This is a genomic window from Micromonospora sp. NPDC047812, from assembly GCF_040704175.1.
GTDB lineage: Bacteria > Actinomycetota > Actinomycetes > Mycobacteriales > Micromonosporaceae > Micromonospora.
Window position 1 is genome coordinate 1 of the sequence record NZ_JBEYRY010000002.1, and the last position, 26,752, is coordinate 26,752.

General features: G+C 71.6%; 21 protein-coding genes and 2 pseudogenes. 8 read left to right on the forward strand and 15 right to left on the reverse strand.

From position 1 onward, the window contains the following. Nucleotides 1–244: 244 nt before the first annotated feature. Nucleotides 245–1,477, reverse strand: a complete 1,233-nt coding sequence (locus AB0883_RS07655; RefSeq protein ID WP_121396273.1) for a cytochrome P450 — start codon at nucleotides 1,475–1,477, stop codon at nucleotides 245–247. Between the two features lie 240 nt (nucleotides 1,478–1,717). Here AB0883_RS07655 and AB0883_RS07660 point away from each other — a divergent pair, with 240 nt between their 5' ends. From AB0883_RS07660 to AB0883_RS07670, 3 genes are read left to right on the forward strand one after another with little or no spacing between them, the layout of a single operon-like run. Next, nucleotides 1,718–2,581: a 3-hydroxybutyryl-CoA dehydrogenase gene (locus AB0883_RS07660; protein WP_366640346.1), complete on the forward strand. Its 864-nt coding sequence runs from the start codon at nucleotides 1,718–1,720 to the stop codon at nucleotides 2,579–2,581. Then, nucleotides 2,578–3,075: a YbaK/EbsC family protein gene (locus AB0883_RS07665; protein WP_366640348.1), complete on the forward strand. Its 498-nt coding sequence runs from the start codon at nucleotides 2,578–2,580 to the stop codon at nucleotides 3,073–3,075. Before AB0883_RS07660 ends, AB0883_RS07665 begins: the two co-directional genes overlap by 4 nt. A 3-nt stretch (nucleotides 3,076–3,078) precedes the next feature. Beyond that, on the forward strand, nucleotides 3,079–3,567 hold the full coding sequence (locus AB0883_RS07670) for a pyridoxamine 5'-phosphate oxidase family protein (RefSeq protein ID WP_366640350.1): 489 nt from the start codon (nucleotides 3,079–3,081) through the stop codon (nucleotides 3,565–3,567). A gap of 28 nt (nucleotides 3,568–3,595) precedes the next feature. Here AB0883_RS07670 and AB0883_RS07675 read toward each other — a convergent pair whose 3' ends face one another. From AB0883_RS07675 to AB0883_RS07705, 7 genes are all read right to left on the reverse strand, one after another. Continuing rightward, a complete protein-coding gene (locus AB0883_RS07675) occupies nucleotides 3,596–4,228 on the reverse strand; it encodes a hypothetical protein (protein WP_366640351.1) in 633 nt (210 codons plus the stop codon). A gap of 3 nt (nucleotides 4,229–4,231) precedes the next feature. Next, nucleotides 4,232–5,956 (reverse strand): acyl-CoA dehydrogenase family protein, encoded by a 1,725-nt coding sequence (locus AB0883_RS07680; RefSeq protein ID WP_366640352.1) that lies wholly within the window; start codon nucleotides 5,954–5,956, stop codon nucleotides 4,232–4,234. A gap of 98 nt (nucleotides 5,957–6,054) precedes the next feature. Continuing rightward, a complete protein-coding gene (locus AB0883_RS07685; RefSeq protein ID WP_121396279.1) occupies nucleotides 6,055–7,104 on the reverse strand; it encodes a methyltransferase in 1,050 nt (349 codons plus the stop codon). Then, entirely contained in the window at nucleotides 7,101–7,844 is a 744-nt protein-coding gene (locus tag AB0883_RS07690) for an N-acetyltransferase (protein WP_366640354.1), read from the reverse strand. Before AB0883_RS07690 ends, AB0883_RS07685 begins: the two co-directional genes overlap by 4 nt. A gap of 17 nt (nucleotides 7,845–7,861) precedes the next feature. Continuing rightward, a complete protein-coding gene (locus AB0883_RS07695) occupies nucleotides 7,862–8,620 on the reverse strand; it encodes a hypothetical protein (protein WP_366640356.1) in 759 nt (252 codons plus the stop codon). Continuing rightward, nucleotides 8,620–11,634: an amino acid adenylation domain-containing protein gene (locus AB0883_RS07700; RefSeq protein ID WP_366640358.1), complete on the reverse strand. Its 3,015-nt coding sequence runs from the start codon at nucleotides 11,632–11,634 to the stop codon at nucleotides 8,620–8,622. Before AB0883_RS07700 ends, AB0883_RS07695 begins: the two co-directional genes overlap by 1 nt. 244 nt (nucleotides 11,635–11,878) lie before the next feature. Further along, on the reverse strand, nucleotides 11,879–12,745 hold the full coding sequence (locus tag AB0883_RS07705; protein ID WP_366640360.1) for a helix-turn-helix transcriptional regulator: 867 nt from the start codon (nucleotides 12,743–12,745) through the stop codon (nucleotides 11,879–11,881). Nucleotides 12,746–12,923: 178 nt separating this feature from the next. Here AB0883_RS07705 and AB0883_RS07710 point away from each other — a divergent pair, with 178 nt between their 5' ends. After that, a complete protein-coding gene (locus tag AB0883_RS07710; RefSeq protein WP_366640362.1) occupies nucleotides 12,924–13,853 on the forward strand; it encodes a 2OG-Fe(II) oxygenase family protein in 930 nt (309 codons plus the stop codon). A gap of 94 nt (nucleotides 13,854–13,947) precedes the next feature. Here AB0883_RS07710 and ispH read toward each other — a convergent pair. Both ispH and AB0883_RS07720 read right to left on the reverse strand, forming a co-directional pair. Further along, nucleotides 13,948–14,711 (reverse strand): annotated as a pseudogene (ispH, locus tag AB0883_RS07715) (4-hydroxy-3-methylbut-2-enyl diphosphate reductase). Nucleotides 14,712–15,086: 375 nt separating this feature from the next. Next, nucleotides 15,087–15,671: a TetR/AcrR family transcriptional regulator gene (locus tag AB0883_RS07720; protein ID WP_366640364.1), complete on the reverse strand. Its 585-nt coding sequence runs from the start codon at nucleotides 15,669–15,671 to the stop codon at nucleotides 15,087–15,089. Between the two features lie 93 nt (nucleotides 15,672–15,764). Between AB0883_RS07720 and AB0883_RS07725 the strand changes: the two genes are divergently transcribed. Continuing rightward, a complete protein-coding gene (locus AB0883_RS07725; RefSeq protein ID WP_366640366.1) occupies nucleotides 15,765–17,156 on the forward strand; it encodes an MFS transporter in 1,392 nt (463 codons plus the stop codon). Between the two features lie 114 nt (nucleotides 17,157–17,270). On the opposite strand, the gene AB0883_RS07730 is transcribed toward AB0883_RS07725, so the two are convergent. Continuing rightward, nucleotides 17,271–17,939 (reverse strand): NPCBM/NEW2 domain-containing protein, encoded by a 669-nt coding sequence (locus AB0883_RS07730; protein ID WP_366640368.1) that lies wholly within the window; start codon nucleotides 17,937–17,939, stop codon nucleotides 17,271–17,273. A gap of 78 nt (nucleotides 17,940–18,017) precedes the next feature. On the opposite strand from AB0883_RS07730, the gene AB0883_RS07735 reads away from it, so the two are divergent. Together AB0883_RS07735 and AB0883_RS07740 are read left to right on the forward strand one after the other, a co-directional pair. Continuing rightward, a complete protein-coding gene (locus tag AB0883_RS07735) occupies nucleotides 18,018–18,143 on the forward strand; it encodes a hypothetical protein (RefSeq protein WP_366640370.1) in 126 nt (41 codons plus the stop codon). Next, a complete protein-coding gene (locus tag AB0883_RS07740) occupies nucleotides 18,140–18,373 on the forward strand; it encodes a hypothetical protein (protein WP_366640371.1) in 234 nt (77 codons plus the stop codon). The genes AB0883_RS07735 and AB0883_RS07740 overlap by 4 nt, the downstream gene beginning before the upstream one ends. Nucleotides 18,374–18,439: 66 nt before the next feature. Here AB0883_RS07740 and AB0883_RS07745 read toward each other — a convergent pair whose 3' ends face one another. Next, nucleotides 18,440–22,816, reverse strand: a complete 4,377-nt coding sequence (locus AB0883_RS07745) for a trypsin-like peptidase domain-containing protein (protein ID WP_366640373.1) — start codon at nucleotides 22,814–22,816, stop codon at nucleotides 18,440–18,442. Beyond that, the gene (locus tag AB0883_RS07750) at nucleotides 22,813–23,163 is read right to left on the reverse strand and encodes a CU044_2847 family protein (RefSeq protein ID WP_366640375.1); all 351 of its coding nucleotides are present in this window, start codon (nucleotides 23,161–23,163) and stop codon (nucleotides 22,813–22,815) included. Before AB0883_RS07750 ends, AB0883_RS07745 begins: the two co-directional genes overlap by 4 nt. A gap of 797 nt (nucleotides 23,164–23,960) precedes the next feature. On the opposite strand from AB0883_RS07750, the pseudogene AB0883_RS07755 reads away from it, so the two are divergent. Then, nucleotides 23,961–24,198, forward strand: a pseudogene (locus AB0883_RS07755) (VOC family protein); the annotation flags it as partial. 61 nt (nucleotides 24,199–24,259) lie between these two features. Here the strand turns inward: AB0883_RS07755 and AB0883_RS07760 are convergent. Together AB0883_RS07760 and AB0883_RS07765 are read right to left on the reverse strand one after the other, a co-directional pair. After that, entirely contained in the window at nucleotides 24,260–25,150 is an 891-nt protein-coding gene (locus AB0883_RS07760) for a bile acid:sodium symporter family protein (RefSeq protein WP_366640376.1), read from the reverse strand. Between the two features lie 813 nt (nucleotides 25,151–25,963). Next, nucleotides 25,964–26,629: a hypothetical protein gene (locus AB0883_RS07765; protein ID WP_366640378.1), complete on the reverse strand. Its 666-nt coding sequence runs from the start codon at nucleotides 26,627–26,629 to the stop codon at nucleotides 25,964–25,966. Nucleotides 26,630–26,752: the final 123 nt, after the last annotated feature.

Genomic DNA, 26,752 nt, shown 5'->3' on the forward strand with positions numbered 1-26,752 from the left:
CCGCAGCCTCCAAGAACTCCAACAACGCATCCTCGAACACGACGCCAAAATCCAAATCCCCGCACTGACCCACTGACCCACCACCACACCAGCCATGACCGCCTGCCGGCACCGCCCCGGCGCCCCCGGACGCGACCAGGCGCAGTGGCTCCCGACGGTCGGCGAAACCGTTGGGAGCCACTGCGCCTGGTGCGGTCCGCACCGCCGCCCGGTCCCCGAACCGGCCGGGCGGCGCGGTGTCCGCCTACCGGTGGTTCAGCAACACCGGCAGCGACGCGACGTCGTTGGCCATGAACGAGCGCAGCGGCTGGATCTCGTCCGGCGGCACGGCCAGCGCGAGGCGCGGGAAGCGTGCGAACAGCGCCGGCACCGCGACAGCCGCCTCCAGTCGTGCCAGGCGGGCGCCGGGGCAGAAGTGCGGGCCCGCCCCGAACGCGAGGTGCTCCTTGTTCTCCCGGTCGATGTCGAACACGCCCGGGTTGTCGTGGACGGCCGGGTCGCGGCCGTGCGCCAGGTAGCTGATGAGGATGGCGTCGCCCGCCCGGATGACGACCCCCTCGCCGAGGTCGATGTCCTCCTTCGCCCAGCGCATCGGCAGTGCCGCCACCGGGCAGTGCGCCCGCAGCGCCTCCTCGATCGCGTCCGGCCAGCGGGCCGGGTCGGCCAGCAGGGTCGCCAGCTGGTCCGGGTTGGCGAGCAGCTCGCGGACGGTGTGGTCGATGAGCGTCACGGTCGTCTGGCTGCCGCCGCCGATGAGCAGCAGCAGCATGTCGACCAGCTCCTGCTCGCTGAGCGGCTCCTCGCCCTCCACCCGGGCCGCCATCAGGAAGCTCGTCAGGTCGTCGGACGGCTCGCGGCGCTTGAGGTCGATCAGCGTACGCATGGCGACGTTCATGTCGACGTAGACCGCCGCCGACTCCTCCTCCGGCACGTTGTCGGTGTTCAGCACCACGCGCAGGATGCGCAGCACCTCGGGCCGCAGGTCGTCCGGCACCCCGAAGAGGTCGCAGATCATCCTGGTCGGCAGCTGCTGGGAGTAGGTGGTGTGCAGGTCGACCGGCTCGTCCGACGGGCGCGTGGCCAGGTCGTCGAGCAGCCGCCCGGCGATGAGTTCCAGGTGCGGGCGCATCGCGTCGATCCGCTTCGGGGTCAGCGCCGGCGCCACGAGCTGCCGCAGGCGCTGGTGCTCGCGGCCCTCCGCCGTGGACATCGACTCGACGTCCACCCACGGCGACAGCCACTTGATTTCGCCGGGGGTGTAGCTGGGCACGTTCTTCTTGACGTTGCGGGAGACCCCGGGGTGGGTCAGCAGGCGCCGGACCACGTCACCGCGGGTGATCGACCATGCCAACATGCCTTCCGGCAGCTCGACGGCCACCGCGGGTCCGGCCGCGCGCAACTCGTCGATCTGCGCGTACAGGCACTTGCCGCCGCGACTGTCGATCTGGGTGGTGGGGGCAGCGCTGAAGTCGACCATAGTGCGCCTCCTACGATGGTGAGTTAACGCAAAGAAAGGTAACTGTCGATCGGGAACTGCCGGGTAACCGCTTTCTCGCACCCGCCACGAATTCGACTGGACAAAGGCGCAGATCATTGCGTCGGGCCCGCGGACCAACCTATCGTCCTTTCACGACACGTGTCAGGGAGCGGCGATCCCGCCCTACTCACCGAATTCCGCGGCAACCCCATTTGTTAACGCGTGTGCGGAGGCAGAAACATGGACAGGATTCGCCGGGTCGGCGTCGTCGGGTGCGGGGTCATGGGCGCCGGGATCGCCGAGACGTGCGCGAGGGCCGGGTTGGACGTGCTCGTCGCGGTGTCGCGGCCGGCCTCCCTCGTACCGGGCCGGGCGCGGCTGACCGCGTCGCTGGACCGCGCGGTCGGCCGGGGCAAGCTGAGCGAGGCGGACCGGGACGCGACGCTGGGCCGGGTGTCCTTCACCGCCGACCTGACGGACTTCGCCGACCGGCAGCTGGTCATCGAGGCCGCGTCGGAGCAGGAGTCGATCAAGCTCGACGTGTTCGCCACCCTCGACAAGGTCGTCGAGGACGAGGACGCCATCCTCGGCTCGAACACGTCCTCCCTGCCGATCGTGAAGCTCGGCGGCGTCACCGCCAGGCCCGAGCAGGTGGTGGGCATCCACTTCTTCAACCCCGCGCCGGTGCTCCCCCTCGTGGAGGTCGTCGGCTCGGTGCGTACGGACGTGCGGACCGTCGAGACCGTCGACGCGTTCGTCACGGAGGTGCTCGGCAAGCAGGTCGTCCGCGCCAAGGACCGCGCGGGATTCGTGGTGAACGCGCTGCTGATCCCGTACCTGCTCTCCGCCGTCCGGATGGTGGAGTCCGGCATGGCGTCGGTGGCCGACATCGACAAGGCGATGACGCTCGGCTGCGCGCACCCGATGGGTCCGCTGCGCCTCGTCGACCTGATCGGGCTCGACATCGTGGCCGCGATCAGCGAGTCGCTGTACCGGGAGTTCCGGGAACCGCACTACTCGCCGCCGCCGCTGCTCGCCCGCATGGTGGCCGGCGGCATGCTCGGCAAGAAGTGCGGCCGGGGCTTCTACGAGTACGGGCGATGAGCACGTACGAGAGGCTGACCAGGCTGTTGGAGTCCCAGGGCGCGCGGTTCCGCCTCATCCCGCACGAACCGCAGGGGGTCACCTCCCCGGCCAGCCGGTTGCGTGGTCACCCGCTGTCCCAGGCGGCCAAGTGCATCGTCGCGCGGGTCAAGCTCGGCAAGAAGGTGAACCGCTTCGTGCTGGCCGTCGTGCCCGGCGACCGACTGGTCGCGCTCGACGCGTTGCGGCGGATGTGGGACGGCACCTACGTGTCGTTCGCGACCAGGGAGACGGCCGAGGAGCTGTCCGGCTGCGTCAGCGGCACGATCGTCCCGTTCAGCTTCCGCGACGACCTGGAACTGGTGGTGGACCCCCGGCTGCTCGACGAGCCGGAGATCTACTTCAACGCCGCCCGGCTCGACGTGTCGATCGCCCTGGACACGCGCGACTACGTACGCCTGGCCGGGCCGAGGATCGCGTACATCGCCGGAACGTCCCTCGCGGAGGTGGGCTGAACCATGGACCTCGCCGACCGGCTGCACCGCGTCCTCGCCGACGCGAAGTACCTGTCCCTGTCCACCGTCTCCCCCGACCGCCGGCCCTGGACGGCGGTGTTGCAGTACGCGTGGCTGCCCGACCCGCTGCGCTTCCTGTTCGGCTCCGCGACGCAGTCCCGGCACAGCCGGCACGTGGCGGCCCGCCCGACGGTGAGCGGTGCGCTCTTCGTCACCGGCGACGGCGGGCTCACCGAGGTCGACGGCGCCCAGTTCACCGGCACCTGCCGGGAGCTGACCGCCGACGAGGTACGTGCACACCACGGCACGTTCTACGACGCGCTGCTGCCGGACGAGACCAGCAGGGCGGAGTACACCCTGCCCGTGTCGGCGCTGCTGCCGCCGGCGGAGCACCGCATCTACCAGATCTCGGTGGACCGCGTGTGGCTCGTCGACACCAGCACCTGGATCGAGGACCGGATCGACCGCCGGGTCGAGGTGGACCTGCCCTGAGCGGGGCGGGTCCACCCCGGTCCCGGGGTCACTCGGCCATCGTCGCCCAGAACACCGCCTCGTAGGCGTGCACCATCCGCGCCGCGCGCAGGGCCTCCACCGGGTCGTCGCCCGCCGAGAGGCCGGCCGACACCACCCCGGCCGCCTGCTCCAGCACCTCGTCCGGCGTCTCGGCGAAGTAGCGGAAGTGCGCGACCGCCTCGTCGGGGAACCCGTACCGCGCCTGGAGGGCGTCGGCCACCCGGGCGTAGAAGCCACCCGACTCCTCGACGTTGACCAGCAGGGCCAGCGGGATCGCCGACCGCGGCCCGAACACGGCGGTCCGGACGATGAAGCAGGGGTACGCCTGGGCCAGCGGGCGCGGCTCGTGCGCCCGCAGCTCCTTCTCCCCCAGGCCCACCGCGGCGGCGAAGGCCGGCAGCAGGCCCAGCGCCTCCTCCTCGGCGCCCGCCATCGCCAGGAACAGCGGCTCGGGGAAGCGGGCCGCCAGGAACGCGAAGCTGCTCCGGTCGCTGGACACCAGGTGGTACAGCTCGCCGGCCAGGGCCCGCAGCCGGTCGACCGGCACCTCACCGCGTTCCAGCTGCTCCAGGAACCGGTTGGGCGCCAGCTCCAGCGACCGCCGGCCCTGTGCCACCAGCTCTGCCACGTGCTCGTCCACTAGTCACCTCCGAATCGTGCGGTGCAGGTTCGGGCCGCTCGCCGGTCCCGGTTCGGGCTCGGCGATCCACGGCCCCTCGATGGACGCGTCGAGCACGCCCTCTTCCAACCAGGTGAAGCTGCCGCCCAGCACCCGCCGGGCCACCGCGACGTCGTCGCCGTCGGTGTTCTCCCCCAGCCGCCGGCGCAGCTCCGCCACCCGCTGGCGGGACTGTCGGCAGAACGCGTCGGCCAGCTCGACCGCCGTGCCGCCGAGCGCCTTGGCGTACACGCAGGCGGCGGTCATCGCGTACAGCTCGGCGGCGACGTCCACGACGCGGCCGAGGAAGAGCTGCCGCTGGGCGACCGCCTCGCCCCACCGCTCCCGGCCGTCGGCGAGGTGCCGGGCCAGCTCGGCGCTCGTCGCGTCGACGAACGACAGGTGCCCGGCCAGGTCGCCGAAGCCCGGCGGCGGCGTGAACGGCGTGGACCGGTCGGCCGGGCCCTGTTCGTCCGCCAGCGCGTCGGTCGCGACGAACACCCGCAGCGCCTCGCTGGAGCCGTCGAAGATCCGACCGATGCGCAGGTCCCGGAACAGCTGCTCGACGGGGACGCCGCGCTCACCGCGCGCGGCGGCCGACTCCGCGGTCTCGTACCCGCGACCGCCCCGGATCTGCATTAGCTCGTCGACGATCCGCCACGCCTGCTCCGACGCGAACAGCTTCGCCAGCTCGGCCTCCGTGTGCGTGTCCAGCACACCGGCGTCGGCGTGCCGGCCGGACACCTCGACCATGGCCTCCAGGGCGAAGGCGGTCGCCGCGATGTAGGCGATCTTGCCCGCCACCGCCTCGTGCTCACCGATCGGCCGGTCCCACTGCACGCGGACGCCCGACCACTCGCGGGCGATCCTGAGGCTCCACTTGGCGGCGGCGGCGCAGACGGCGGGCATCGACAGCCGGCCGGTGTCCTGCGCGGCGAGCGCCACCTGGAGCCCCTGCCCCTCCGGCCCGATCCGGCGGCTCGCGGGCACCACGACCCGGTGCAGCCGGACGACCCCGTTCTCCAGGCCGCGCAGGCCCAGGAAGGAGCTGCGGTGCTCCACGGTGACCCCGGGCGCGTCGGCCTCCACCACGAACGCGGACATGCCTCCCGGGCCGCTGTCCGAGGGCGGGACCAGGGCCATCACCACGATCAGGTGGGCGATGGTGCCGTTGGTCGTCCACAGCTTCACCCCGTCGAGGCGGTAGCCGCCGTCCTCCGTGGGGGTGGCGGTGGTCCGCATCCGGAAGGGGTCGTTGCCGATGTCCGGCTCGGTGAGGGCGAAGGCGGAGATCTCGCGTACGCACCTCGGCAGCAGTTCCCGCCGCTGCGCGTCGGTGCCGAACAGCCGCAGCGGCTGGATGAGGCCGATCGCCTGGTGCGCGCCGAGCAGCTCACCGAGCGAGGAGTGCGCGGTACTGACGATCATCAGCGCCCGGTGGTAGCAGACCCCCGACAGGCCGAGCCCGCCGTACTCCCGGGGGAGCTTGATGGCGAACGCGCCGAGGTCGCGCAGGCCGTCGACCACCTCGTCGGGGATCCGGTCCTCGCGCTCGATGAGCCGGCCGTCCACCTTGTCGGTGCAGAACGCGCGCAGCCGCGCGAGGAACGCCTCGGCGTCGGCGTCGAGCCCGGCGTCGGGCAGTGGGTCGAGCAGGTCGACCCGCAGCCTGCCGCGCAGGAGTTCGCTGCCGAAACTCGGTCTGGACATCGTTGCCTCCCCGGTCGCCGGGTGCTCTGGATCGGGACACGGACGGGCCACGCCCACCCCGCCCGGGGCGGTGCGGACATGGCCCGTACTCGACGTGCTCAGCTCGCCGGAACGGCCTTGATCAGGGAGAGCGGCCCGGCGGCGCCGTGCCCGCACCACTCGACGGTGAAGCCGGTGTCGGCGAGCAGGGCCCGGAACTCGCTCTCGGTGCGCTCCCGGCCGCCCGCGGTCACCAGCATGTTGATGTCCGTGTAGAACATCACCGGGTTGTCGGTGTTCGCGGTGTCCGGCAGCACCGAGCCGACGATCAGCAGCGTCGCGTCGGCGGGCATGTGCGCGCGCACCGTGCTCAGCAGCTTCCGGGCGTTCTCGTCGTTCCAGTCCTGGAAGACGCTCTTGATGATGTACAGCTCGCCGCCCCCGGGGACCGACGAGAAGAAGTCGCCCGCCACGATCTCGCAGCGGTCGGACACCCCGGCCGCGGCGAGCACGCCGGCGGCCTCGGCGACGCCCGCGGCGCTGTCGAAGCACACCCCGGTCAGGTGCTCGTGGGTGCCGAGGATCGCGGCGAGCAGCGTGCCGTCGCCGCCGCCGACGTCCACGACGGTACGGACGCCGGAGAAGTCGTACCCGTTCGCGACGAGCTGGGCGGACACCCTCGACTCCTGCCCCATCGCCACGTTGAACAGCGCGGACAGCTCGGGGTGCTCGGCGAGGTGCTCGTACGCGTTCCGGCCGTGCACGTGGTCGAAGGCGCACTCACCGGTCTCGATGGTGTGCCGCACCTGCTGCCAGGACGAGAACAGCGTGGGGTTGGTGAAGAACCGGGTGAACGCCCACAGCGAGTTCGGCGAGTCGGTGCGCAGCTGCTCACCCACCTCCGTCAGCCGGAACTCGCCCGGCGTCGGCTCGGCCAGCAGGCCGACGGCCACGAGGGTCCGCAGCAGCCGGTGCAGCGACGGCGCGTGGGTGCCCGTCGCCTCGGCGAGCTGCGCGCTCGTGACGCGGCCGTCGTGGATGTGGTCGGCGAGCTTCAGCTCGGCGGCGAGCGCGAGCGACTGCGAGGCCATGTACCCGCCGATGATCTCGATCAGCGCGGCACGGTTGCGGATCTTGGAGGCCAGGGTGGTCGGGACGGTGCTGGTCATGAGGCATGCCTTTCCGCGAGGGAGTGTCGGACCCACACGTTGGGTTCGACGTAGACGGCGTGGTCGTGGTCGACGTTCACCTCGACCGGGGTCAGGGCACCCGGCACGACGACCGGTCCGCTGGTGTCGAAGGGCAGCCCGGTCCAGGCGCGCCACTGCGCGAGGCTGCCGGAGATCGTCATGGAGGCCGGGCAGACGTCGAGGACCTGACCGCCCGCCCGGACGTGGACGCGCAGCCACGGGTCGGTCGGCAGCCCGTCGTCGCGGGTCCGGGCGGCGTACCCGGTCATCGGCTCGTGCGGCTCGGCGTGCTTGCCGCTGGGCCGGACCGGCCCGACGACGTCGCGGTAGCCGTGCCGGCGGGCGTTGTCCTTCACCGCCGCCAGGACGCGCCCCGACATGTTCCGGGCCTGCATCCCCGGCACCACGGCTATCTCCAGCGCGCACAGCGCGGTGAGCTCGCGGCCGGCGGAGGTGTCGAGCATGCTCATCCCCAGCACCGCGTCCCAACCGGTGTCGGGCAGGCTCGCCGGGTCGCCGTCCCACGCGAACGGCACGGCGGCCGCGCGGGCCACCACCCTGTCGTCGGATTCGACGACGACGAGCTGGTGCTCCGGGTACCGGTCGAAGGCCCAGCCGATCACCATGGGCTCGGGCGGGATGTACTCGGGCCACGACGCCTCCATGTGGAGCATCGCGTCCCGCAGGTCCGGTCGCTCGGCGAGCGTCAACACGCGCACGGGGTCACCTCCGTCGGTCAGGCGGCCAGGCTGCGCGCGGGCAGCGGGTCCGCGGGCATGGCGCAGTGGTCGTCGGCGTGCCTGCGCAGCAGCGCCAGGTATTCGGCGCGGGGCACCGCGACCGCGCCGATGAGCTTCGCGTGGTCGCCGTCGTGCTGGACGTCGACCGCCACGCCGCCGCTCTCCGCGACGCGCCGCACCAGGCACGCGACCGCGACCTTCGCGGCGCCGCTGCGCAGGGCGAACTGGGAGTCGGCGCTGAACACGCCGCCGACCCGTACGCCGAACGTGCCGCCGATCAGCTCGTCGCCCTCCCACACCTCGACGCTGTGGGCGTGCCCCGCCGCGTGCAGCTCGCGCAGCGCCGACACGAGCCGGTCGGTCAGCCACCGGGGCTCGCGGCCCACGCGGCAGTGCTGCACCACCCGGTCGAAGCAGACGTCGAGCGTCGTCGTCCACTCGACCTTGTTGCGCAGCTGCCGCCGCAGGCTGCGCTGGATGCGGGCCCGGTCGACGTGGATCACCGGGCGCGGGTCGGGCGAGCACCAGGCGACGGCGTACGGGTCGGCGCTCCCGGCGAGCACCGCGATCCGGCCGGCGGCGACGTCCGCCTCGTAGGTGAACTCGCTGACGATCTTCCGCTCCTCGGTGTCGGCCGGGAACGGGAACAGCCCGTGCCGGTAGGCGCCGAGAAGCGTCGTCGCGGACAGGTCGTCGCCGAACGCGACCGGACCCTCGGTGGGGGCGTGGGCGAGGTCGAGCGTCTCCCAGCCCATCACGCGGCCCGCAGGAACTCGGTGCGGGTCAGGTAACCGATGTAGCGGTCGAGCATCTCCGCGTCCACCGTGGGGATCTCGATGCCGCTGCCGCGCAACGCGTGCTCCACGTTGGTGCGGGAGAAGACGGGGAACGTCGTCTCCAGGTACATCTCCGCGACGCTCATCTGGCCCGTCGCGCAGCGGTCGATGAACAGCGGCGCGAAGGGGGTCATCGGATGGTCGGGCTGTTCGACCGCCACCCGCACCATCTCGTCGAGCCACTCGGCCCAGGACACCTCGCGGATGTCGTGCCCGTGCGCCCGCAGGCGCTCGACCAGCACCGAGATGTTGACCTTCCCGGGGTTGGTGAGGTGGTAGACCTCGCCGGCGGGCCGGGACGACCGGGCGATGTGAGCGACCGCGGCGGCGAACACGTCGACCGGCGTGTAGTCCAGCGGCAGCTCCGCGACCGGGGCGGTGCCGGTGTCCACCACGAACTTCTTCATCGCGCACATCTCCGTGGCGATGTTCCACGCGCCGTTCACCCGGTCGCCGGAGATGTCGGCGGCCCGGTAGATCGCCACCGGCAGCCCCTGCTCGGCCGCCCGGTGCAGCAGCGCCTCGGCCACCCACTTGCTCTCCACGTACCCGACGGAGAGGTGGTCGGCGTACGCCAGGGGGGTGTCCTCGTCGACGTGCCGGACCCCGGCGGTGCCGAAGCCCGCGACGACGGCCATGGTCGACGTGTAGTGGATCGGGACGTTGCGGTGCCGCGCGGCCATCCGGATGATCTCGCGGGTGCCGTCGACGTTCGCCGGCCGCATGTGCGAGTACGGGTAGATGAAGTTGACCGCCCCGCCGGGGTGGTGGATGACGTCGACCGTGCGCGCCAGCTCGTCGAAGGCCGCCTCGGACAGGCCGAGCCCGGGTGCCGCGAGATCGCCGGGGACGGCGACGATCCGGCCCGCCGCCTGGTGATCGGCGAGGTCCTCGCCGAAGTAGTGCCGCGCGTTGGCCTGGATGCGGGCCAGGCACTGCTCCGGCCCGTCGCCGCGCACCAGGCAGTGCACCACCGCGTCCGTGCTGGTCAGCAGCTCCCGCAGCAGGTAGATGCCCAGGAAGCCGGTGGCGCCGGTGAGGAACACGTGGCGGGGGTCCCGCCAGCGCGGCTCGTCGGGCACGTCGCGCCGGATCTCCACGTCCAGCTCCGTCTCGGCGGCGAAGTCCACCCGCCTGCGGGTGTCGTCGCCGGCGAGCGTGCCCTCCCGGGCCTCGCGCACCGCCCGCGCCAGGCCGCGCGGCGTCGCGTCCTCCAGCAGCAGCCGGATCAGCGGACGCACCTGGGTGATGAGCACGCCGAAGGAGCCGCGGATCTTCGCGAGCAGCTCGGCGGCGAGGATCGAGTTGCCGCCCTGCGCGAAGAAGTTGTCGTCCGGCAGCACCCTGGGCACGCCGAGCACCTGCCCCCACAGCCGGGTCACGCCGCGCTCCACCAGGTCGACGGGCGTGTCGTCGCCGCTGTCCGACGCGACCGCCGTGGCCCGCGGCGCGGGCAGCGCGGTCAGGTCGACCTTGCCGTTGGTCTTCAGCGGCAGCTCGTCGAGGGCGACGAACGTCGTCGGCACCATGTAGTCGGGCAGGTGGCGGCCGACGAACTCGCGCAGCTCCGCGACGTCCAGGGGCCGCGGGCCGGTGTGGTACGCGACCAGGCGCCGCTGGCCGTCGTGCTCGTAGGTGGTGACGGCGACCGTGTCGATGCCGTCGTGCGCCGCGAGCGCCGCCTCGATCTCGCCGGGCTCCACCCGGAAGCCACGGATCTTGACCTGCCGGTCGATGCGCCCGATCACCTCGAGGTTGCCCTCGGCGGTCCAGGCGCCCAGGTCACCGGTCCGGTACATCCGCGCGCCCGGCTCGGACGCGAACGGGTCCGCGCGGAAGCGGCCGGCGTCGTCCTCGGTCAGGTAGCCGCGCGCCACGCCGCGACCGCCGATGTGGATCTCGCCGCGCTCGCCGGGGCCGACCGGCCGGTCGTGCTCGTCGAGGACGTACACGACGGTGCCGGGCAGCGGCCGGCCGACCGGGGCCGCGCCGCGGGCGGGCAGCACGTCGGCGGTCAGGTCCATCAGGCAGGAGGTGATCGTGGTCTCGGTGAGCCCGTAGGCGTTGACCAGCCGCACCCTGGGCATCAGGTCCAGTGCCGTGCGGCAGTCCTCCGCGTTGACCGCCTCGCCGCCCACGATGACCATCCGGACCGGCAGGTCGCGGGCCCCCGCGCCGGCCTCGGCGAGGAAGCGGCGCCAGTACGCGGGGGTCAGGTCCATGACGGTGACCCCGTGGTGGCGCAGCCGCTCCGGCAGCTCGCTGGGCGCCCAGCTCAGCTCGGGCAGCACCAGCGTCGCCCCGCCGAGCAGCGCGACCGTGATCTGCTCGATGGACGTGTCGAAGGAGAGCGCGCCGAACTGCAACACCCGGTCGTCGGGGGTGACGCCGTAGCGGCCGGTCAGTTCCCCGCACAGGTAGCTCAGCGAGTCGTGGTTGACCACGACGCCCTTCGGCGTACCCGTGGAGCCCGAGGTGTAGATGATGTAGGCGGCGTCCCCGCCGCCCACCGCCACGGCCGGGGCGGTCGCGGCGCCGTCCGCGGCGCTCACGGTGAGCGCCCTGACCGGCAGGTCGGCGAACCGCGCCACGTCACGCCCGTGGGTGATGACGGTGGTGCAGTCGGTCTCCTTCACGAACGCCTCGACCCGGCTGTCCGGCAGCCCCGGATCCACGGGCAGGTAGGCCGCGCCCGCCTTCCAGATGGCGAGCAGGCCGACGATGGCGTCGATGGAGCGTTCCAGGTGGACCATGACCACGGAGTCCGCGCCGACGCCCTCGTCGACGAGGTGGCGGGCCAGGCCGTTGGCCCGGCGCTCCAGGTCCGCGTAGCTGAGGTGCGCGTCGCCCTGCACGACCGCGGTCCGGTCGGGCTGCGACGCCGCGCGGACGGCGATGAGTTCGTGGACACGCGGTTGCGTACGGATGTTCATGTTTTCCCTCGGGTGTGAGCACGGTCGTACCCGTGGATTTACCTGCCGCTGACCCAACGAAATTCGATACGGGCGACACTACTGCCTGACGGCGGTTCCCCCGACTACCAGAATGAGCACGGGACCCGAATTGACACTACTCATCAGGGTAGTCCTTTGGACGCGGTCGGCCCTTCGTCGAATTGAGCGTGAACGGCGCCGGAAAACGTAATGTGGCAGTGGTGTCCGGAAGGTCCGGACCGCCCTACGCCGCGGAGGAGACCGGCACGTGGCGGACGAGTTCCGCCCGCGAGGAGATGCCCAGCCGGCGGAACAGGCCGCGCAGGTGGTAGTTGACCGTGTGCGGCGACAGCCGCACCCGGGTCGCGATCTGCCGGTTGGTCATGCCCTCGGCGACGAGTCGCGCGATGGCCCGCTCGACGCCGCTGAACGACTCCCACGCGCCGCCGGCGTCCGGACGGTGCTCCCGGGCGGCGGGCGCGGAGCGCAGCCCGATCCGGCGCCGCAGGTCGGCGGGGGCCGCGGGCTCGGCCGACGGGTCGGCGGCGCGGGACGCACCGGCCACGGCCCGGCGCAGGCGCAGGCGGTCGCGGTCGGCGCGAAGCGCCTGCCGCACGGCGGGCGGCAGGGCGTCGAGCACCGCCCACCACACCAGTTCGTGCCGGAAGGCGAGGTCGTCGCCCACCCAGTCGAGCAGTCCGGCGTCGAGCAGCGCGTCCAGGTCCGGCAGCATCTGGGCGGTGTTCCGCCCGGTCATCGCCGCCAGCTCCGCCAGCTGGCAGGAGCGGCCGAGCACGGCGGCCACCCGCAGCAGCTGCCAGGATCCGGTGGGCGCGCCGCGCAGCGTGGCGCGGACCAGCTCCTGGACCCGCCTCGGCGTCCGGGCCCGGCCGGGCCCGTCGGTGACGCCCTCGACACGGAACCCCTCGCGCAGGGCGGCCAGCAGCAGCGGGTCCCCCTGCGCGGCGGCGACGAGCAGGCGCACGGCCGGCTCCGCCACGACACCCGACGGATCGGCGACGAGCCGACCCACGGCCTCCCCGGAGAGCGGGCGGCCCGCGTCGGCGAGCGTCCCGACCATCTGCGACAACTGCTCGTCCTCGTACGCCACGACGCAATCGTGCACGTGAATGTCTGCCGGTCTCAACATTGCCTTACCACCAGGTACGCCGAGCAATTACCCGCACGTGGGGGAAGCGGGGCCGCAGCGGCTTCCCGGCGGGTGACTCGGGATTGCTTCGATCAATGTAATGACGTCGCGAGAGAGGCGGGCAGTTGTGGAACCCGTTGTGGTCCAGGATTTCGTACCGGCGATCGACCTGTCGGGCCGCACCACCGCCGAGGGGCGCGCGGCCATCGCGGCAGCCATCGGCAAGGCGTGCGAGGGTTCGGGGTTCTTCACCGTCGTGGGGCACGGCGTGCCCCGGGACCTGGTGAACCGCATGTACACCACCACCAAGACCTTCTTCACCCGACCGGAGGAGGAGAAGGACCGGAGCGCGAACCGCGGTTCCGGAGTGTCGGGGCTGCGCCGCCCGGGCGGCCCGTACGAGGCGTTCGCCGCGCACGTGACGGGCGACCTGAGCGAGGAGGAGCGCGCGCGGCTCGGCACGCACCCGGCCACCTGGAAGGCGGCGAACATCTGGCCGGACGACGACTTCAAGGCCGTCTGGTACGAGTACATCGCCGCCATGACCGAGCTGTCGGCGGACATCATGCGGCTGTTCGCGCTCGCGCTCGACCTGCCGGAGGGCTTCTTCGACAGCAAGTTCGACGAGCACGTGTCCCTGATCATCGCCAACTACTACTACCCGACGCCCGAAGACGGCGTGCTGCGGCGGGAGATGCACACCGACTGGGGCAGCCTGACGGTGCTCTACGTGGAGGACGAGCTCGGCGGGCTCCAGGTGCGGCGCGGCGACGACGACTGGCTGGACGTGCCCGCCATCCCCGGCAGCTTCGTCGTGAACATCGGCGACCTGATGGCGTTCTGGACCGGCGGCCGGTGGGCGTCGACCGTGCACCGGGTGGTCAACCCGGAGGGGGCGGACGCGCCCTCGCGCGTCTCCATCCCCTTCTTCTACCTGCCCAACCACGACACCACGATCGAGCCCATGCGCCCGCTGGCCCAGGAGAGCGCCGAGGCCGGGCTCGACCGGGTGACCGTCGGGGAGTGGTTCTCGCACAAGATGCAGTCGACGTACCAGGCTTCCGCGTAGCCGAGCCCCGCCGCCCCGCCGGACCGCCCCGCACGCGCGGTCCGGCGGGGCGGCGGCGCGCCGGTGCGGCAACCCGACGCGGCGCGCTCCGGCGTCAGAGGGAACGCACCGCGCCCGGCATGGTGAACTCGATGGTCTCGCGGGCGACCTCGCGCTCCACCACGGTCACCGGGCCGCGCGCCCGCAGCGCCTCGACCATCCCCTCGACCAGGCGCGGCGGGGCGGACGCGACCGCGGTGACCCCGACCGTGGTGACACCCGCCAGCCACTCCGGCAGGATCTCCGCCGCGTCCTCGATGAGGTGGGCCGGTCGGCCCGCGCGGCGGGCCAGCTCGACGAGTCGTTGCGTGTTCGCCGAGTTGGTCGAGCCGACCACGAGCACGAGGTCGGACTCCTCGACGACCGTACGCAACGCCGCCTGCCGGTTGGTCGAGGCGTAGCAGATGTCGGCCGAGGACGGCCCTCGCTGCGCCGGGAACCGTTGGCGCAGCACGTCGAGCACTCGGCGGTCTCGTCCACGGCCAGCGTGGTCCGGGTCAGGTACGACACCCGCTCCGGGTCGGGCACCTCGACCGTGCGCGCGTCCTCCAGCGACTGCACGAGGAGCATCCGGTCCGGCGCCTCGCCCAGGGTGCCCTCGGTCTCCTCGTGCCCCGCGTGCCCGACGAGGAGGACGGTGTCCCCACGGTCGGCGTACTGGCGCGCCTCCGTGTGCACCTTCGCCACCAGCGGACACGTCGCGTCGAACACCTCCAGGCCGAGCCGGGCGGCCTCGGCGCGCACCACGGGCGACACCCCGTGCGCCGAGAACACCACCGTCGCGCCGGCGGGCACCTCGTCGAGTTCCTCGACGAACACGGCGCCGCGCGACTCCAGGTCGGCGACGACGTGCGCGTTGTGGACGATCTGTTTGCGGACTTACACCGGGCTTCCCCGACTGGCGAGCGCACGCTCGACGATCTCGATCGCACGCTCGACACCGGCGCAGAACGCACGCGGTGCCGCGAGCAGTACCGTTACGGACTCGGCTACGGACGCGCACTCCTTCCCACGCATCTCCGCAGTATCGATCCGCGTCCTCGCAATCCGGTGGGGTTCCGGTGGAGCACCAGGGACGACGCCCCGCGCCGACCGCGCCGGGGCCGGTGGTGGCGGGCCCGCGCCGTCGGACCGCGACGATACGGCGGGTGCCGCCGGTGGCGCCAGCGCCCGTCCGTCGCGCCTACGTGTCCGCTATCCGTCGACCCGGTAGGCGGCGAGGACCGTCTCGGAGATGAGGCGGGGGGCGTCCGCCCGGTCCACCTGCCCGCTGGCCACGTCGACGGCGGCGCCCTTCATGATGTGGTGCAGGACGCTGGTCAGCCAGCTGGCCGGAAGGTCGGCCCGGAACACCCCTTCGTCCTGACCCCGGCGGATCAACTGGTCGACGCGCCGCGCCGGCTCGGCGTGCAGCTCGTGCACGCGTTCGGGCGGCAGCGACGCCTGCGCCGCCTCCAGGACGGCACTCGACTGGGCGATCAGCAGCCAGCTCGACCGGATCAGCACGCGCAGCGCGTCGCGCGGGTCGCCGGTCAGGTCGAGGCCCGCCAGGAGTTCCTCCCCCTCGGCCAGCACCCGGGTCAGCGCGGCCTCGACCAGGGCGTCGCGGGACGGGAAGTGACCGTAGAGGGTCACCCGACCCACCCGCGCGGCCTGTGCGATCTCGCTGACGCTCGCGTCGGGGTCGCGGCTCAGGCAGCTCACCGCCGCCTCCAGGATCCTCTCCACGTTCTGCTGGGCGTCGGCCCGGCGGGTCGGCTTGGCAAGTGGGCGAGTCATGGAACTTCCCCTAAGTCGAACACTCTTGCATGAGTTAACGTGTCTCCGTAACTTGAACACTACCGTTCAACTTGGCGGAGGAGCCTGGCAGCCATGGCGGAACCTGTGACCGCAACCGAAACTTCCACACCCGCGAGTCCACACCCGCGGCGCTGGCGGATCCTGGGCCTCGTCGGCATCGCCCAGCTGATGCTGATCCTGGACGTCACCGTCGTCGCGATCGCCCTGCCGCACATGGGGGCGGACCTGGGCATGGAGCGGGAAGCCCTCACGTGGGTGGTGAGTGGATACACCCTCACGTTCGGCGGCCTGTTGCTGCTCGGCGGTCGCGCCGCGGACCTGTTCGGCGCCCGACGCCTCGTCCTCGCCGGGCTCCTGCTGTTCAGCGCCGCGTCCCTGACGGCGGGCCTGGCGACCAGCGGCCCCATGCTGCTGGGCGGTCGCATCGGGCAGGGCCTCGCCGCGGCGATCCTCTCCCCCGCCGCCCTGTCCCTCGTCGTCACGATCTTCGACGGCGACGAGCGCAACAAGGCGCTCGGCATCTGGTCGGCGCTCGGCGGCGGTGGCGCCGCCCTGGGCGTCCTCCTCGGCGGCCTGCTCACCGCCGGGCCGGGCTGGCCCTGGGTGTTCTTCGTCAACGTGCCGGTCGGGATCATCCTGCTGCTGGCCCTGCGGATGCAGCTTCCGCCCCAGGCGCCCACCGGCGCGACGGCCCGGCTCGACGTGCCCGGCGCGGTGCTGGTGACGGCGGCCACCGGATCGCTGATCTACGCGCTGATCCGCGCCGGCGACGTCGGCTGGGGCAACCCGACGATCCTGCTGCTGCTGGTGGCCGCCGTGCTCCTCTACGCCGCGTTCGTCGTCCGCCAGCGCCGCGCCGCGAGCCCGCTGATGGACGTACGGCTCCTGCTCCGCCGGCCGGTGGCGACCGGGGCGCTGCTGATCCTCGTCGCGACCGCGCTGATGATCACCGTCTTCTTCCTGGGCACGTTCTACCTCCAGGACCACCAGGGCTACGGCGCCCTGCGCACCGGGCTGCTCTTCCTGCCCGTGGCGATCACGACCATGCTCGGCGCGAACGCCGCCGGCCGCGTCATCGGCCGGCTCGGGGCGCGCACGCTCGGCGTCCTGGGCCTGCTCGTCTCGGCGGCCGGCATGGCGGTTCCCGCCTTCGTCGACGGGACCCTGGCCCTCGTCGTCGGGGTGGCCGTCGCCGCGGCCGGCACCGGCGTCCTCTTCGTCGTGGCGTCCGCCGTCGCGCTCGGCCAGGTCGCGCCACACGAGGCCGGTCTGGCGTCCGGCATCGTCAGCACCTTCCACGAGTTCGGCGCCTCGCTCGGCGCCGCCGTCGTGTCGAGCATGGCCGCGGCCAGCATCGCGGGCACCAGCACGGCCGGCTTCTCCCGCGGCTTTACCACCGGCGCCGTCATCGCCGCCGCCGCCGCGGTCCTGGCCTTCTTCCTCACCCCCCGGCCGACCCACTGAGCCCCGGCCCGGTGGTCGGTCGGGGGCCCGCCCGCCGACCACCGGGTCGGACACCGGCACGCTGCGGGGACGCGCGACCGCGCCGCCCCCGCCGCCGCGTCGACGAGCCGGCACTCAGCGGCGTAGCCGCGGCGCGATCCAGACGCCGAGGCTGTCACCGTGGCACTGCTCGACGCTGGTCGTGCTGACCCGCAGGGACACCTGGGTCGAGTCGCTGACGTCCACCTTGACCGGGCGGGTCCTCCCGAGGCCGACCGTGGTGGTGAAGACCTCCTTGCGGTCGGAGAGGACGGTGAACCGCAGCGGCCCGGCCTTCGGGGACTCGTCGGCGATGCCCACGGCCGCCTCGAGGACCCGGAACTGCCGGCTCACCACGAACGTGACCATGTAGTGGTCGTTCAACCAGCACGGAGACGCGGTCAGCACCGCTTGGTGCGGCTTCCCGGCCACGGTCAGCGGCTCCTGCTCCCAGCCCTCGAAGTCGTCCACCTCGCGCATCTCGGTCAGCGGGACCACGTCGGCCTGGGGCGACGGCGACGCGGTGACCGCGGTCGACGCGGGTGTCGGGGAGGGATCGGTGCCGGTGGACGCCGCCGGTGTGGTCGGCTGGGGCTGTCCGGTGGACGGGGCACCCTGGACCGGCGGCGCGGCACCGCCGCCGCCGGTGTCGCGGGTCAGCTCCAGCGCGACGGGAATGGCCGCCGCGACCACCGTGGCCACGGCGGCGATGACCGCGCCGACGACCGCAGGATGCGACGAGCGACGCCGTCTCGGGACAGACACGGCTCGATTATGGCAACTCCGCGCACGCGGACCGGGCCGCCGCCGGTCAGTGCCCGAGCCGCGGCGGGATTCCTGCGCATGCGGACCGTCGTCGAGCCCAACGTCGTCGGGCTCGCGGTGAACGCCTTCATCACCCTCAGCGTCAACCCCACGCAGCTCGGGCAGGCCGGCGAACTGCTGGCCGCGCCCCCGCCGTGCTCATGATCGCCGCGACGACCGGAGACCGGAATTTGTGCGGCGAGATCGCGCTGGAGAGCGACGCCGCGCTCTACGAGTTCCTGTCCGGCACCATCGGCCAGCTCCCCGGCCTCCAGCACGCCGACGTGGCCGTCGCCCTGCGTTCCGTCAAGCGGGCGGGGAGCTGGCCGATGGTGCCGGACGCGCCTCCCGCAGGCGAAGTGAGCCGTCGCAGCGTGGGCGCCCCACCCGGATGACCGACCTGCTCGTGACGGGTGCGGCGGAGAGCCGGCCCCGGGGGCGGCAGGCCGGCCGGCCGTCGGTCAACAGGGCGAACCGGCACCGACCGAGTCGAGCTCCTCCCGGTCGACCTCGGTCGCCCCGCCGTGTGCCCGGCACACCTGTCCGTGCCAACTGAGGGGATCGGTACTGACGCGTCCCCACCCGGCATTCTCGTAGGACACGAGCAGCTCCCCGCCCTTCGGGGAGAGCTGCTCGGCGGTACCCGCCACCGGCAGGACGACCTGTGCCGCTCCCCTGCCACGTAGCCTGTCCATGAACGTCGCGGGCTCGGTGCGCTGCACCACGAGGCCCGCCCCGGTGGACAGCGCGATGCGGCCCGGCATCGCCAACCAGTGCGGGTTGGTCCCGTTCACCTCGAAGCGTCGGGACTCTCGGCCTCCGTCCGTGCTCTGCAGAAGTAGCGGGCCCTCGCTGTAGGTGATCGCCAGGCGGCTCCCGTCCGGGTGCAGGGCCAGGCCGTAGGCCGACCGCCCCCGATCGTCGGCGAGCGGCTGCCAGCCACCTTCCCGGCGGCCGGTGGCGAGGCTCCAGGTCTCGATGGCGTTGTCCGGTCCCGTCAGGGCGAACAACACCGGCCGCGTCGGATGGGGCACCGTGAGGACGTGGCTGTCCGCGATGCGGAACGGCGCACCGCGTGGCGCCCCGGTGCGGGCGTCCCACACCGAGGTCGTTCCATTGCAGACGACCACCAGTGTCGCCGCGGAGTACGCCCAGCTCAGTGAGGGTAGGTGACCGGACAGCGCGGTCTTGGCGGCGCATCGCGGCGCGGCGATCGTCGTCAGTCGCCGCATCGTCCGGGTCTCCCACACCGCGAGCGAGCCAGGTGCGGTCCCTGGGGTGGCCACCAGGGTGCCGTCGCCGTTGAAGGCGAGTGAGTTGTGCAGCTGCCAACCGGTGGTCCAGCCCGGCGTCACCCGCTCGGTGCTCACCGCCCGTCGCCGGCCGGTGCCTCTGTCCCACGCGCTCAGCGACCCGTCCTGCCCCTGCACCACGACCAACCTGTCCGTCGGGTCGTACGCCGCGGCCCGGGCGGCGGCCAGCGCGAAGTCGACAGAGTCGACCGCGGGAAGCTCCAGCACCGCGATCCCGCCGGGACCGTTCACGGTCAACACGCCGCTGCCATCCGGGGTGGCTTGCAGCCGGAGCAGGGAGTCGGGCCCGTCGAAGTAGCTGGAGGGTGCGGGGAACGAGGCGACCTGACGGCGCGCGCGGTGATCCCAGATCTCGACAGCCTCGTCCAGTAGGCGCAAGCGCTGGCCGTCCTCCTCGAACGGCCCGTTCTCGAGAAGGGCGGTGAAGCCTCGGGTCAGATCCACCGCGGCGTAGGCGCAGTGGCCCCGGTCCGCCGATCTGGGTACGTCGGCGAGCAAGGGCCGCTCACGGCCCGTCTCCAGGTTCAGCAGCAGATAGTCCACCCGCTGGACCGCGCCGCCGAGCCCCTTGCGCTGACGACACAGCACGAGCTCGGGGCGGTCCGGAAGGGAGCCGACGACCTGGGTGCCGGCTGCCATCGGGACCACCGGCCCTCGGGACGGCCGGAACAGTCCGTGACGGATGCTGTTCTTGTCGTCGTACGTGACGACGCCGAGGCGGCCGTCCGGACCGAGGCGGAGCGACGCACCGTGCCGGAACTGTGGCTTCACCGGCAGGCGGGACCGCTCGCCCCGGTCGGCGCCGGTGGCAGTGTCGATCACTCCGGCGATGTCGCCCACGACGTATCCCAGGCTGGTGCCGGTGTGGTCGAGTGCGAGCCGAACCGGTCGGTCGGTGAACAGGTCCGCCACCGGCCGGGCCAGCGGACGCCGGGCAACCGGCTTCCCGTTGGTCGCGTCCCACAGGGTCATGACGTTGTCGGTCAGGGTCGCGACGGTACGTCCGTCGCCGCTGATGGCAGCGGCCTTGGCCGTCGTGGGCAGGACGACGGCCCGGGGCGGGTGGCCGGCGGTCAGGGTGTCCAGCCGCCACACCTCGACTCCGCCCCTGCCGCCGTCATAGGCCAGCTGGGCCTCCTGGTTGGCGCTGGTGGTGAGCATTTCGTGGCCGGAACGCCAGCTTCGCGCAGCCGGCGACACCGACCGTACGTGCCGGTAGCTGCGGTAGGCCTCCGCCAGAGCCTGCCGGGTCCTGGGTGTGTCCGCCCGGGTGAACGCGTCAGCCGCCACCAGCGCGCCGGTACGCCCGCCCCAGGTGTACGACGCACGTTCCAGAAGCCCGTGGGCCGCCGCGACGGCAGCCTGCTGCTTGCTCGTCCGGTCCCGCCACCACCACAGGCCGGTGGAGGCGACCACGCCGGACAGCAGCACCAGGACGACCGTGAGAACCGCGGCCGTCACCATCCGGGCGGTGCGGCGTAGGCGGCTGCTCGCCGAGACGAACTCCCGCTCCGGCACGCTGAGGTCGTCGTGGTTCGCGTTCATCAGCGCCTCGGCCCGGCGTAGCTCGCTGCCTTCGAGTAACGCGGGTCGGTCGTCGGCGCCACCGGCCCAGGCGAGGACCCGGTGGCGCACGTCGCTGCGCCACCGGAGCAGCTCCCGCGATTCGGTCAGCCACCCGGCCAGGCGGGGCCACTGGGCCATCAGGGCGTCGTGGGTGAACTCCACTGTCTCGTTGCCGTCCACCGCGACGCGTAGCACCAGCATCCGGGTGGTGGCCAGCACCTGGGCCAGCTCCCATTGGGTCGCGTCCAGCTCGTCCCGGTAGGCGATGCGGCGGGCGTGTCCACCGTCCTCGATCGGCAGGGCCAGGTGCAGAGCGAGACGCCTCGTCTGCTCGCGCTCCTGCGGACCGAGGTCACGGCTCCACACCTCGTCCAGGTGCTGGGCGATCGGGCCAGCGCCCTGCTGACTCTGTTGGTATGCCTCGTGGGTGAGCAGTCCGTCGGCGGTCTGCCGTTCCCACAGGTACGTCAGGGTGGCCTGGAGCACCGGCAGACAGTATGGCTGGTCGCGCAGGTCGGCGATGATCCGCTCGGCCAGTGCCGGCTCGTATCGCACCGTCCCGGCGGCGCGCACCGGCTCGGTCACGACCCGGTGCAGTTCCTCGGTGTCCATGGGGGGCACGTCGATGACAGTGGTCGCCACACGGGTGAGCCCTTCCCCGGCGGCGGAACTGCCACCGTCCGGGGACGTGCCGGCGAGTTCGGCCAGCACATCGGTGCGGGAGGCGATGACCAGGCGGACGTCCGGCGGTCGCTGGGACGCGCCGACCTCGGCCAGTCGCACCAGCATGGCGAGGAAGCGCCGGGCGGTGGTCGGATCCGCCGCCGACAACTCCTCGAACTGGTCGACGATGAGAACCAGGCAGCTGTACTGGAGTCGGTCGAGCAGCCCGTGGACGTAATCCTCGGGCGGCGCGTCCCTGAGTAACGCGGCGACTCTTCCCTCCGCCTCCAGCGCTTCCGCCGGCTCCCGCTGGGGGGCGACCAGTCGCTCCATCGCCGACGCGAGCGCCAGCCATGGATCGCTGCGGGCCGCCGGGCGAACCACGACCGGAAGGTAACCGTCCCGCCTGCGCAGGGAAGGCAGGATGCCCGCGTGCAGCAGTGACGTCTTGCCGGCTCCGGACGCACCGCTCACCATGCAGACGCGGCCGGCCACGATGGCCGCGACGGTCCGGTCGATCAAGCGTTCGCGTCCGTGGAAGTTGCCGGCATCGGATTCTTCGAACGGTGTGAGCATCCGGAACGGACAGGCGGCGCGGACGCGGTCAGCCAGGAGTGGCCAGGCGGTGAGCACCGTGTCAGCAGGCAGAGCGAATCCCTCGACCGCCACACCCCGGTGTCGCCGTACCGCGCGCACCAGGCCCACAACCTGGCCACGGTGGCGGTCCCAGAGCGGCGTGCCGCTGAACCCAGGCTCCACCCGCGGCGCGTCCGCGGTGGCGTCGGGTGCGAGTTGAAGCCAGCCGTGCCGGACGACACCCCGAATCTCGCCGACGACCCAGGTGCCGATGCCCACCGTGTCCCGCGCGGAGCTGCCGTAGGCCACGAATCCGTGGCCAATGACCCCGGCCGAGCGAGCCAACGGTGTGGGATGGGCGCCCTCGGGCAGGGCGCCGTACAGTCGCAGTCCCGCTACGTCGCCTGATTCGTCTTCGGCGATCGGCTGCCAGATCTCGACCCGAGCGGTAAGAATGCGGTCCTTGGCAAGGAGCGGAAACTCCAGGAGAACCGGGGCGTCAGGCACCGAGGTCGACGCCTCGGGAAACCGTTCCAGCAGCCCCAATGCTCGAGCTACGACATGGGCGCACGTCACCACCTCGCGGGGACCGACCAGCAGACCGAGTCCTACGCCGTTCCTGTCCGCGTCGAGGATACGGACGATCGACGCACGCAGCGGATACGCGGAAACACCGTCGAGCGTGGGCAGGCGATCTTGCTCTGATGGGGACCGGCTCACTCGTCGTCAGCCGATCCTCCCGGCGTGACCCCGCTACGTTGCCACTCGAAGAGGACCTTCAGCTGTCCCTCAACTCCGGTCTCGGCCAACACCAGCTTGCCCTTGGCAGTGACCTTGACACCCAACTCGATGGCCACCCGCTCGGGCGGGTGGGCCTGGTTCCATGCCTGCCGGGCCACCCCCGCGGCCATCGTGCGGAATCGGGCGAAGGACTCCTCGAATGACTCGGTCACGCGACCTACGACGTCGCTTGCTCGACCTGCTGAAACAACTCCTTCCACCTGCTCGGTCACTTCAGCGAGCACGACCGAGCCGTCGGGCAGGGGTACTTCAACATAGAACGCCACTTGATCAGATCCCTCCGATGACCACCGAGTGTCCGAAGCTAGCATTGTCGATGGACGCAAGAATCCGAGAGGCCGACCGGATCTTCCGGGTCGCAGGCCCTGCGGCGGACCTTGCCCAGCCCTCCCAGGTGCGTAGTCGCAATGCGAGTGTCACCATCCGACAGCCGGGCGGCTTCTGGAATCGACCGCCGCAAGCCGGAGGCACAGCTGGGTCAGCCGAGCCCAGACCGCACCGGCAATCGTCCGGTCAGTCGCCAGCGTGTGCCCGGGGCACAACAGTTGCTACGACGAGGCGCATGCCTTTGTCGCGACGACAGCGGCCGTACGGCCGCACGGTCACCCATGTCCTGATGACCCCGCCGAACATCAACCGCTCATAGCCATTTCGATCGCTCATCACGCGACGTGATAGGTCCCCGTCTCCGCGGACGGCCACCAGGATCTACACCGACAGCGGATGCCGGATGGACTGCCGAATGAGGCGCCGACGGACCCGTCGAGTGCCGGCACCCTCCTAATCGTGGTCTTGGGCCGGATTCTGGAGATCACTCTTCAGTCAATCAACCGAAGAGACGAGCGCAATAACCCCTGCAAGGCACATAGCGGGTCTGTAGTTGACCTCACGTCGCGGGCTGACCGAGCGCGACCTCACTGTCATTGAGAGCTGGCGTGGCAGGGCGAGCTCCATGCCGTCGAAGTCGCCGTGCTTGAGGGCTGCCTGACCACTCGGGACCGGCGTTGGCGAACGGTGCGCCGGATCGGCGCCACCGGTAGCCGGCTTTGGCTACTCCACCCAGATGACATCGGTGAAGCAGTCTCAGATCGCCTTCGACTGCGCCGACCCGGAGCGCGTCACCCGCTTCTGGTGGAGTTCTTGGGGCACGTCGTACCGCCGCCCGCGAAGGGGTTCCTTCCCCGGTTCGGAAGAGTACGCGCGTGCTCCCGGCCGAACGTCAGGGCGCCTCGTTCGCCTGCGGCGACCCTTCGGGCACGGGTTCACGCCTGTTCTTCCAGCGCGTCCCCGAAGGCAAGGCGTCAGCGCAACGAGTTCTGCCCCGACTGAGCGGCCCAAACGACCACCTCGCCGGTGTCCGGCTCACGCGGTCCGGCCCCTGCCGGCCTCAACCGGGTTACGTCCCCGGCTGACCAGGTAGCCGAAGACGGCGGCGGTGAAGAACATGACGATGCCGTAGACGGCGGCCGGGACCGCGATCTCGGTGCTGTCCAGCAACGCCGGGCTGATCGCGATAGTGATGGCCAACGTGCTGTTGTGGATACCGACCTCCATGCCGGCCGCGATCGACCCGCGCCGGCCAACCCCGACCAGCCTCGGCACGCCGTACCCGACCAGCAGGCTGATCACGTTGAAGGCCAGCACCACCGCGCCGACCGCGATGAAGTAGTCGGCGAGATTGGCCCGTTCCTTGAGCACCGTCCCGAGAATCACCGCGGCCAGCACCACCACCGAGAGGATCTTCACCGGCCGGCCGAGTCGGTCGGCGAACCCGGGGAAGCGCGACCGCAGGGCCATTCCGAGGGCGACCGGCACCAGCACGATCGCGAAGACCTGGAGCACCTTGCCGAATTGGAGCCCGATCGGCGCCGCGTCGCCCAGGAAGTGATCCGCCGACAGGTTCACCACCACGGGCAGGGTGAACACGGCGAGCACCGAGTTGACTGCGGTGAGCGTGACGTTGACGGCGACGTGGCCGCCGAAGAGATGGCTGTAGAGGTTGGCGGTGGTCCCGCCGGGTGAGGCGGCGAGCAGCATCATGCCGACGGCCAGCTGGGGCCTGAGCCCGAAGAGTAGGACCAGACCGAAGCAGAGCGCCGGCAGCAGCAGCACCTGGCAGCCGAGGGCGACGAGCACCAGCCTCGGGTACGCCGCCACCCGCCGAAAGTCACCGATGGCGAGGCCCAGCCCGAGGCCGAGCATGACGATGCCGAGCGCGACCGGCAACCCGACCGTCGTCAACCAGGAGTCCATCCGCGGATTGTGCTGGTCGACACGGCCTGTCGACATCGTCCGTATCGCTGGTTCTCGATAGCGCCCCGGCGGTGCGTCGGGGTTCACGGTCTCCGAGCCGAGCCGGTTCTTGTTCCTCGTACCACCAGTGTGGGTGCGTTCTCCCCGAGCAATCGCGACGTACCAACCCCGCACCGGGCAGCCGGGCCAGGTCGCGGTGGGCCGTCAGCCGCGACACGTCGCAGACCAGCCGCCGTATCCAGTGTCGACGCCGCACCGTGCTGCGCCAGGAACGACAGGATCCGCCACCACCGCGGCGACAACCGCCGTACGGTCGCCCGGTCACCCATGTCGGCACCGCGTCCGTGGCTCACCGGAACCGTCCAACCGCTCCCGAGCACCCGGCGAGCACCCAGCCATCGCCACGGACACGAAAAGGCTCCGGCCGGGTGGAAACCACCAGGCCAGAGCCTTTATTGCTGGTGCGCCGCCAGGGACTCGAACCCCGAACCCGCGGATTAAGAGCTTGATCTTGGTCGAGCCGTTGCGTCCAACCAAGTCGCGTGAGTCCATCTGTTCGCGGTTGTGGCTTGATTCAGTCGGGTCAGCGTCCCAGTCAGTCCACCCGACCGTGGGTCCGTCCACGGCGCCCGAGCACCCGTCGAGCACCAACGCGCGCCCGTAGATGGAGCTGCCATTGCGCGTCACTCACTGCTCGGCGGGCTATGAGGGTTGGGTGCGGGCGGGTTGGTGTTTCCTCGGAAATTCGGCACTCGTACTGACACTAGCCGCTTGAACTGCACGTCGCCCCCGACGCTCGTGACGCTGCGTATATCATGCCTGATCTTCGGCGCTGTCCGCGGCGCGTCTTTGGCCACGCCGCAGCAGCGACAGATTCGCCTGGATTGACACCACACGCAGGTTGGCGCGCTCGGCGTGGAAAGCACACCATGCTTCCCGCTGCTGGTCGTCAGCCATCTGAGTTCCGATGACCCCGTCGCCGCTGGCGACCTGCACCGTGTCCCATCCGCCAGCGTGCTCGGCGAAGGCTGTAGCAAGGTCCAAGAAGGTCGGCTGCGCGTGGTCGACGTGGGCCTCTTGCCGTGAAACGAGCGGGATGCCGGTGAGGGCGCAGGTCGCCGTTTTCTGCTTGGCGAAGGCGCGTTCGACGACTGCGATGACCGGACCGGCCGCCGTCGCTACCGCTACCGGGCGGCCCGGGTCGGGGCCGGGAGCGGGTGATGTCCAGCTACCTTCTGGTCCCGGTTTCTCCGGGCTTACTTGAGGGTCTTGGGCGTGTCCCTGAATGATGAAGAACCCCAGGTCGGCGTTGGTCGTCTTGCCCAGGACCTCCCGCAACGCCGTGCGGTATGGCTCGAACGGCCACCGATGCTCCCCACGTTCGAGCCTGCCGATGTAGCGGGCGTCCACGGCGCTGCGGCATCCCGTGTGGGCGTGGGCGTAGGCGTTGACCGCGTCGGCCAGCTCCTGCCGGGACATCGGCCGCCCCGACCCGGACGGAGACCGCAGCGCCAGCCGCGCTGCGCGAAGCAAGTGGTTAGGCCTCGGTTAATAGGCCACGAAGTTCTCTCCCGGTTCAATTCGTCTGCCGCCTAGATGGCA

Coding starts and splice junctions, on each gene's coding strand:
- AB0883_RS07665 (WP_366640348.1), top strand. CDS start 2,578: ATGAGCACGTACGAGAGGCTGACCAGGCTGTTGGAGTCCCAGGGCGCG.
- AB0883_RS07700 (WP_366640358.1), bottom strand. CDS start 11,634: ATGAACATCCGTACGCAACCGCGTGTCCACGAACTCATCGCCGTCCGC.
- AB0883_RS07695 (WP_366640356.1), bottom strand. CDS start 8,620: ATGGGCTGGGAGACGCTCGACCTCGCCCACGCCCCCACCGAGGGTCCG.
- AB0883_RS07740 (WP_366640371.1), top strand. CDS start 18,140: ATGATCGCCGCGACGACCGGAGACCGGAATTTGTGCGGCGAGATCGCG.
- AB0883_RS07685 (WP_121396279.1), bottom strand. CDS start 7,104: ATGACCAGCACCGTCCCGACCACCCTGGCCTCCAAGATCCGCAACCGT.
- AB0883_RS07735 (WP_366640370.1), top strand. CDS start 18,018: ATGCGGACCGTCGTCGAGCCCAACGTCGTCGGGCTCGCGGTGAACGCC.
- AB0883_RS07655 (WP_121396273.1), bottom strand. CDS start 1,477: ATGGTCGACTTCAGCGCTGCCCCCACCACCCAGATCGACAGTCGCGGC.
- AB0883_RS07720 (WP_366640364.1), bottom strand. CDS start 15,671: ATGACTCGCCCACTTGCCAAGCCGACCCGCCGGGCCGACGCCCAGCAG.
- AB0883_RS07725 (WP_366640366.1), top strand. CDS start 15,765: ATGGCGGAACCTGTGACCGCAACCGAAACTTCCACACCCGCGAGTCCA.
- AB0883_RS07765 (WP_366640378.1), bottom strand. CDS start 26,629: ATGTCCCGGCAGGAGCTGGCCGACGCGGTCAACGCCTACGCCCACGCC.
- AB0883_RS07680 (WP_366640352.1), bottom strand. CDS start 5,956: ATGTCCAGACCGAGTTTCGGCAGCGAACTCCTGCGCGGCAGGCTGCGG.
- AB0883_RS07760 (WP_366640376.1), bottom strand. CDS start 25,150: ATGGACTCCTGGTTGACGACGGTCGGGTTGCCGGTCGCGCTCGGCATC.
- AB0883_RS07660 (WP_366640346.1), top strand. CDS start 1,718: ATGGACAGGATTCGCCGGGTCGGCGTCGTCGGGTGCGGGGTCATGGGC.
- AB0883_RS07670 (WP_366640350.1), top strand. CDS start 3,079: ATGGACCTCGCCGACCGGCTGCACCGCGTCCTCGCCGACGCGAAGTAC.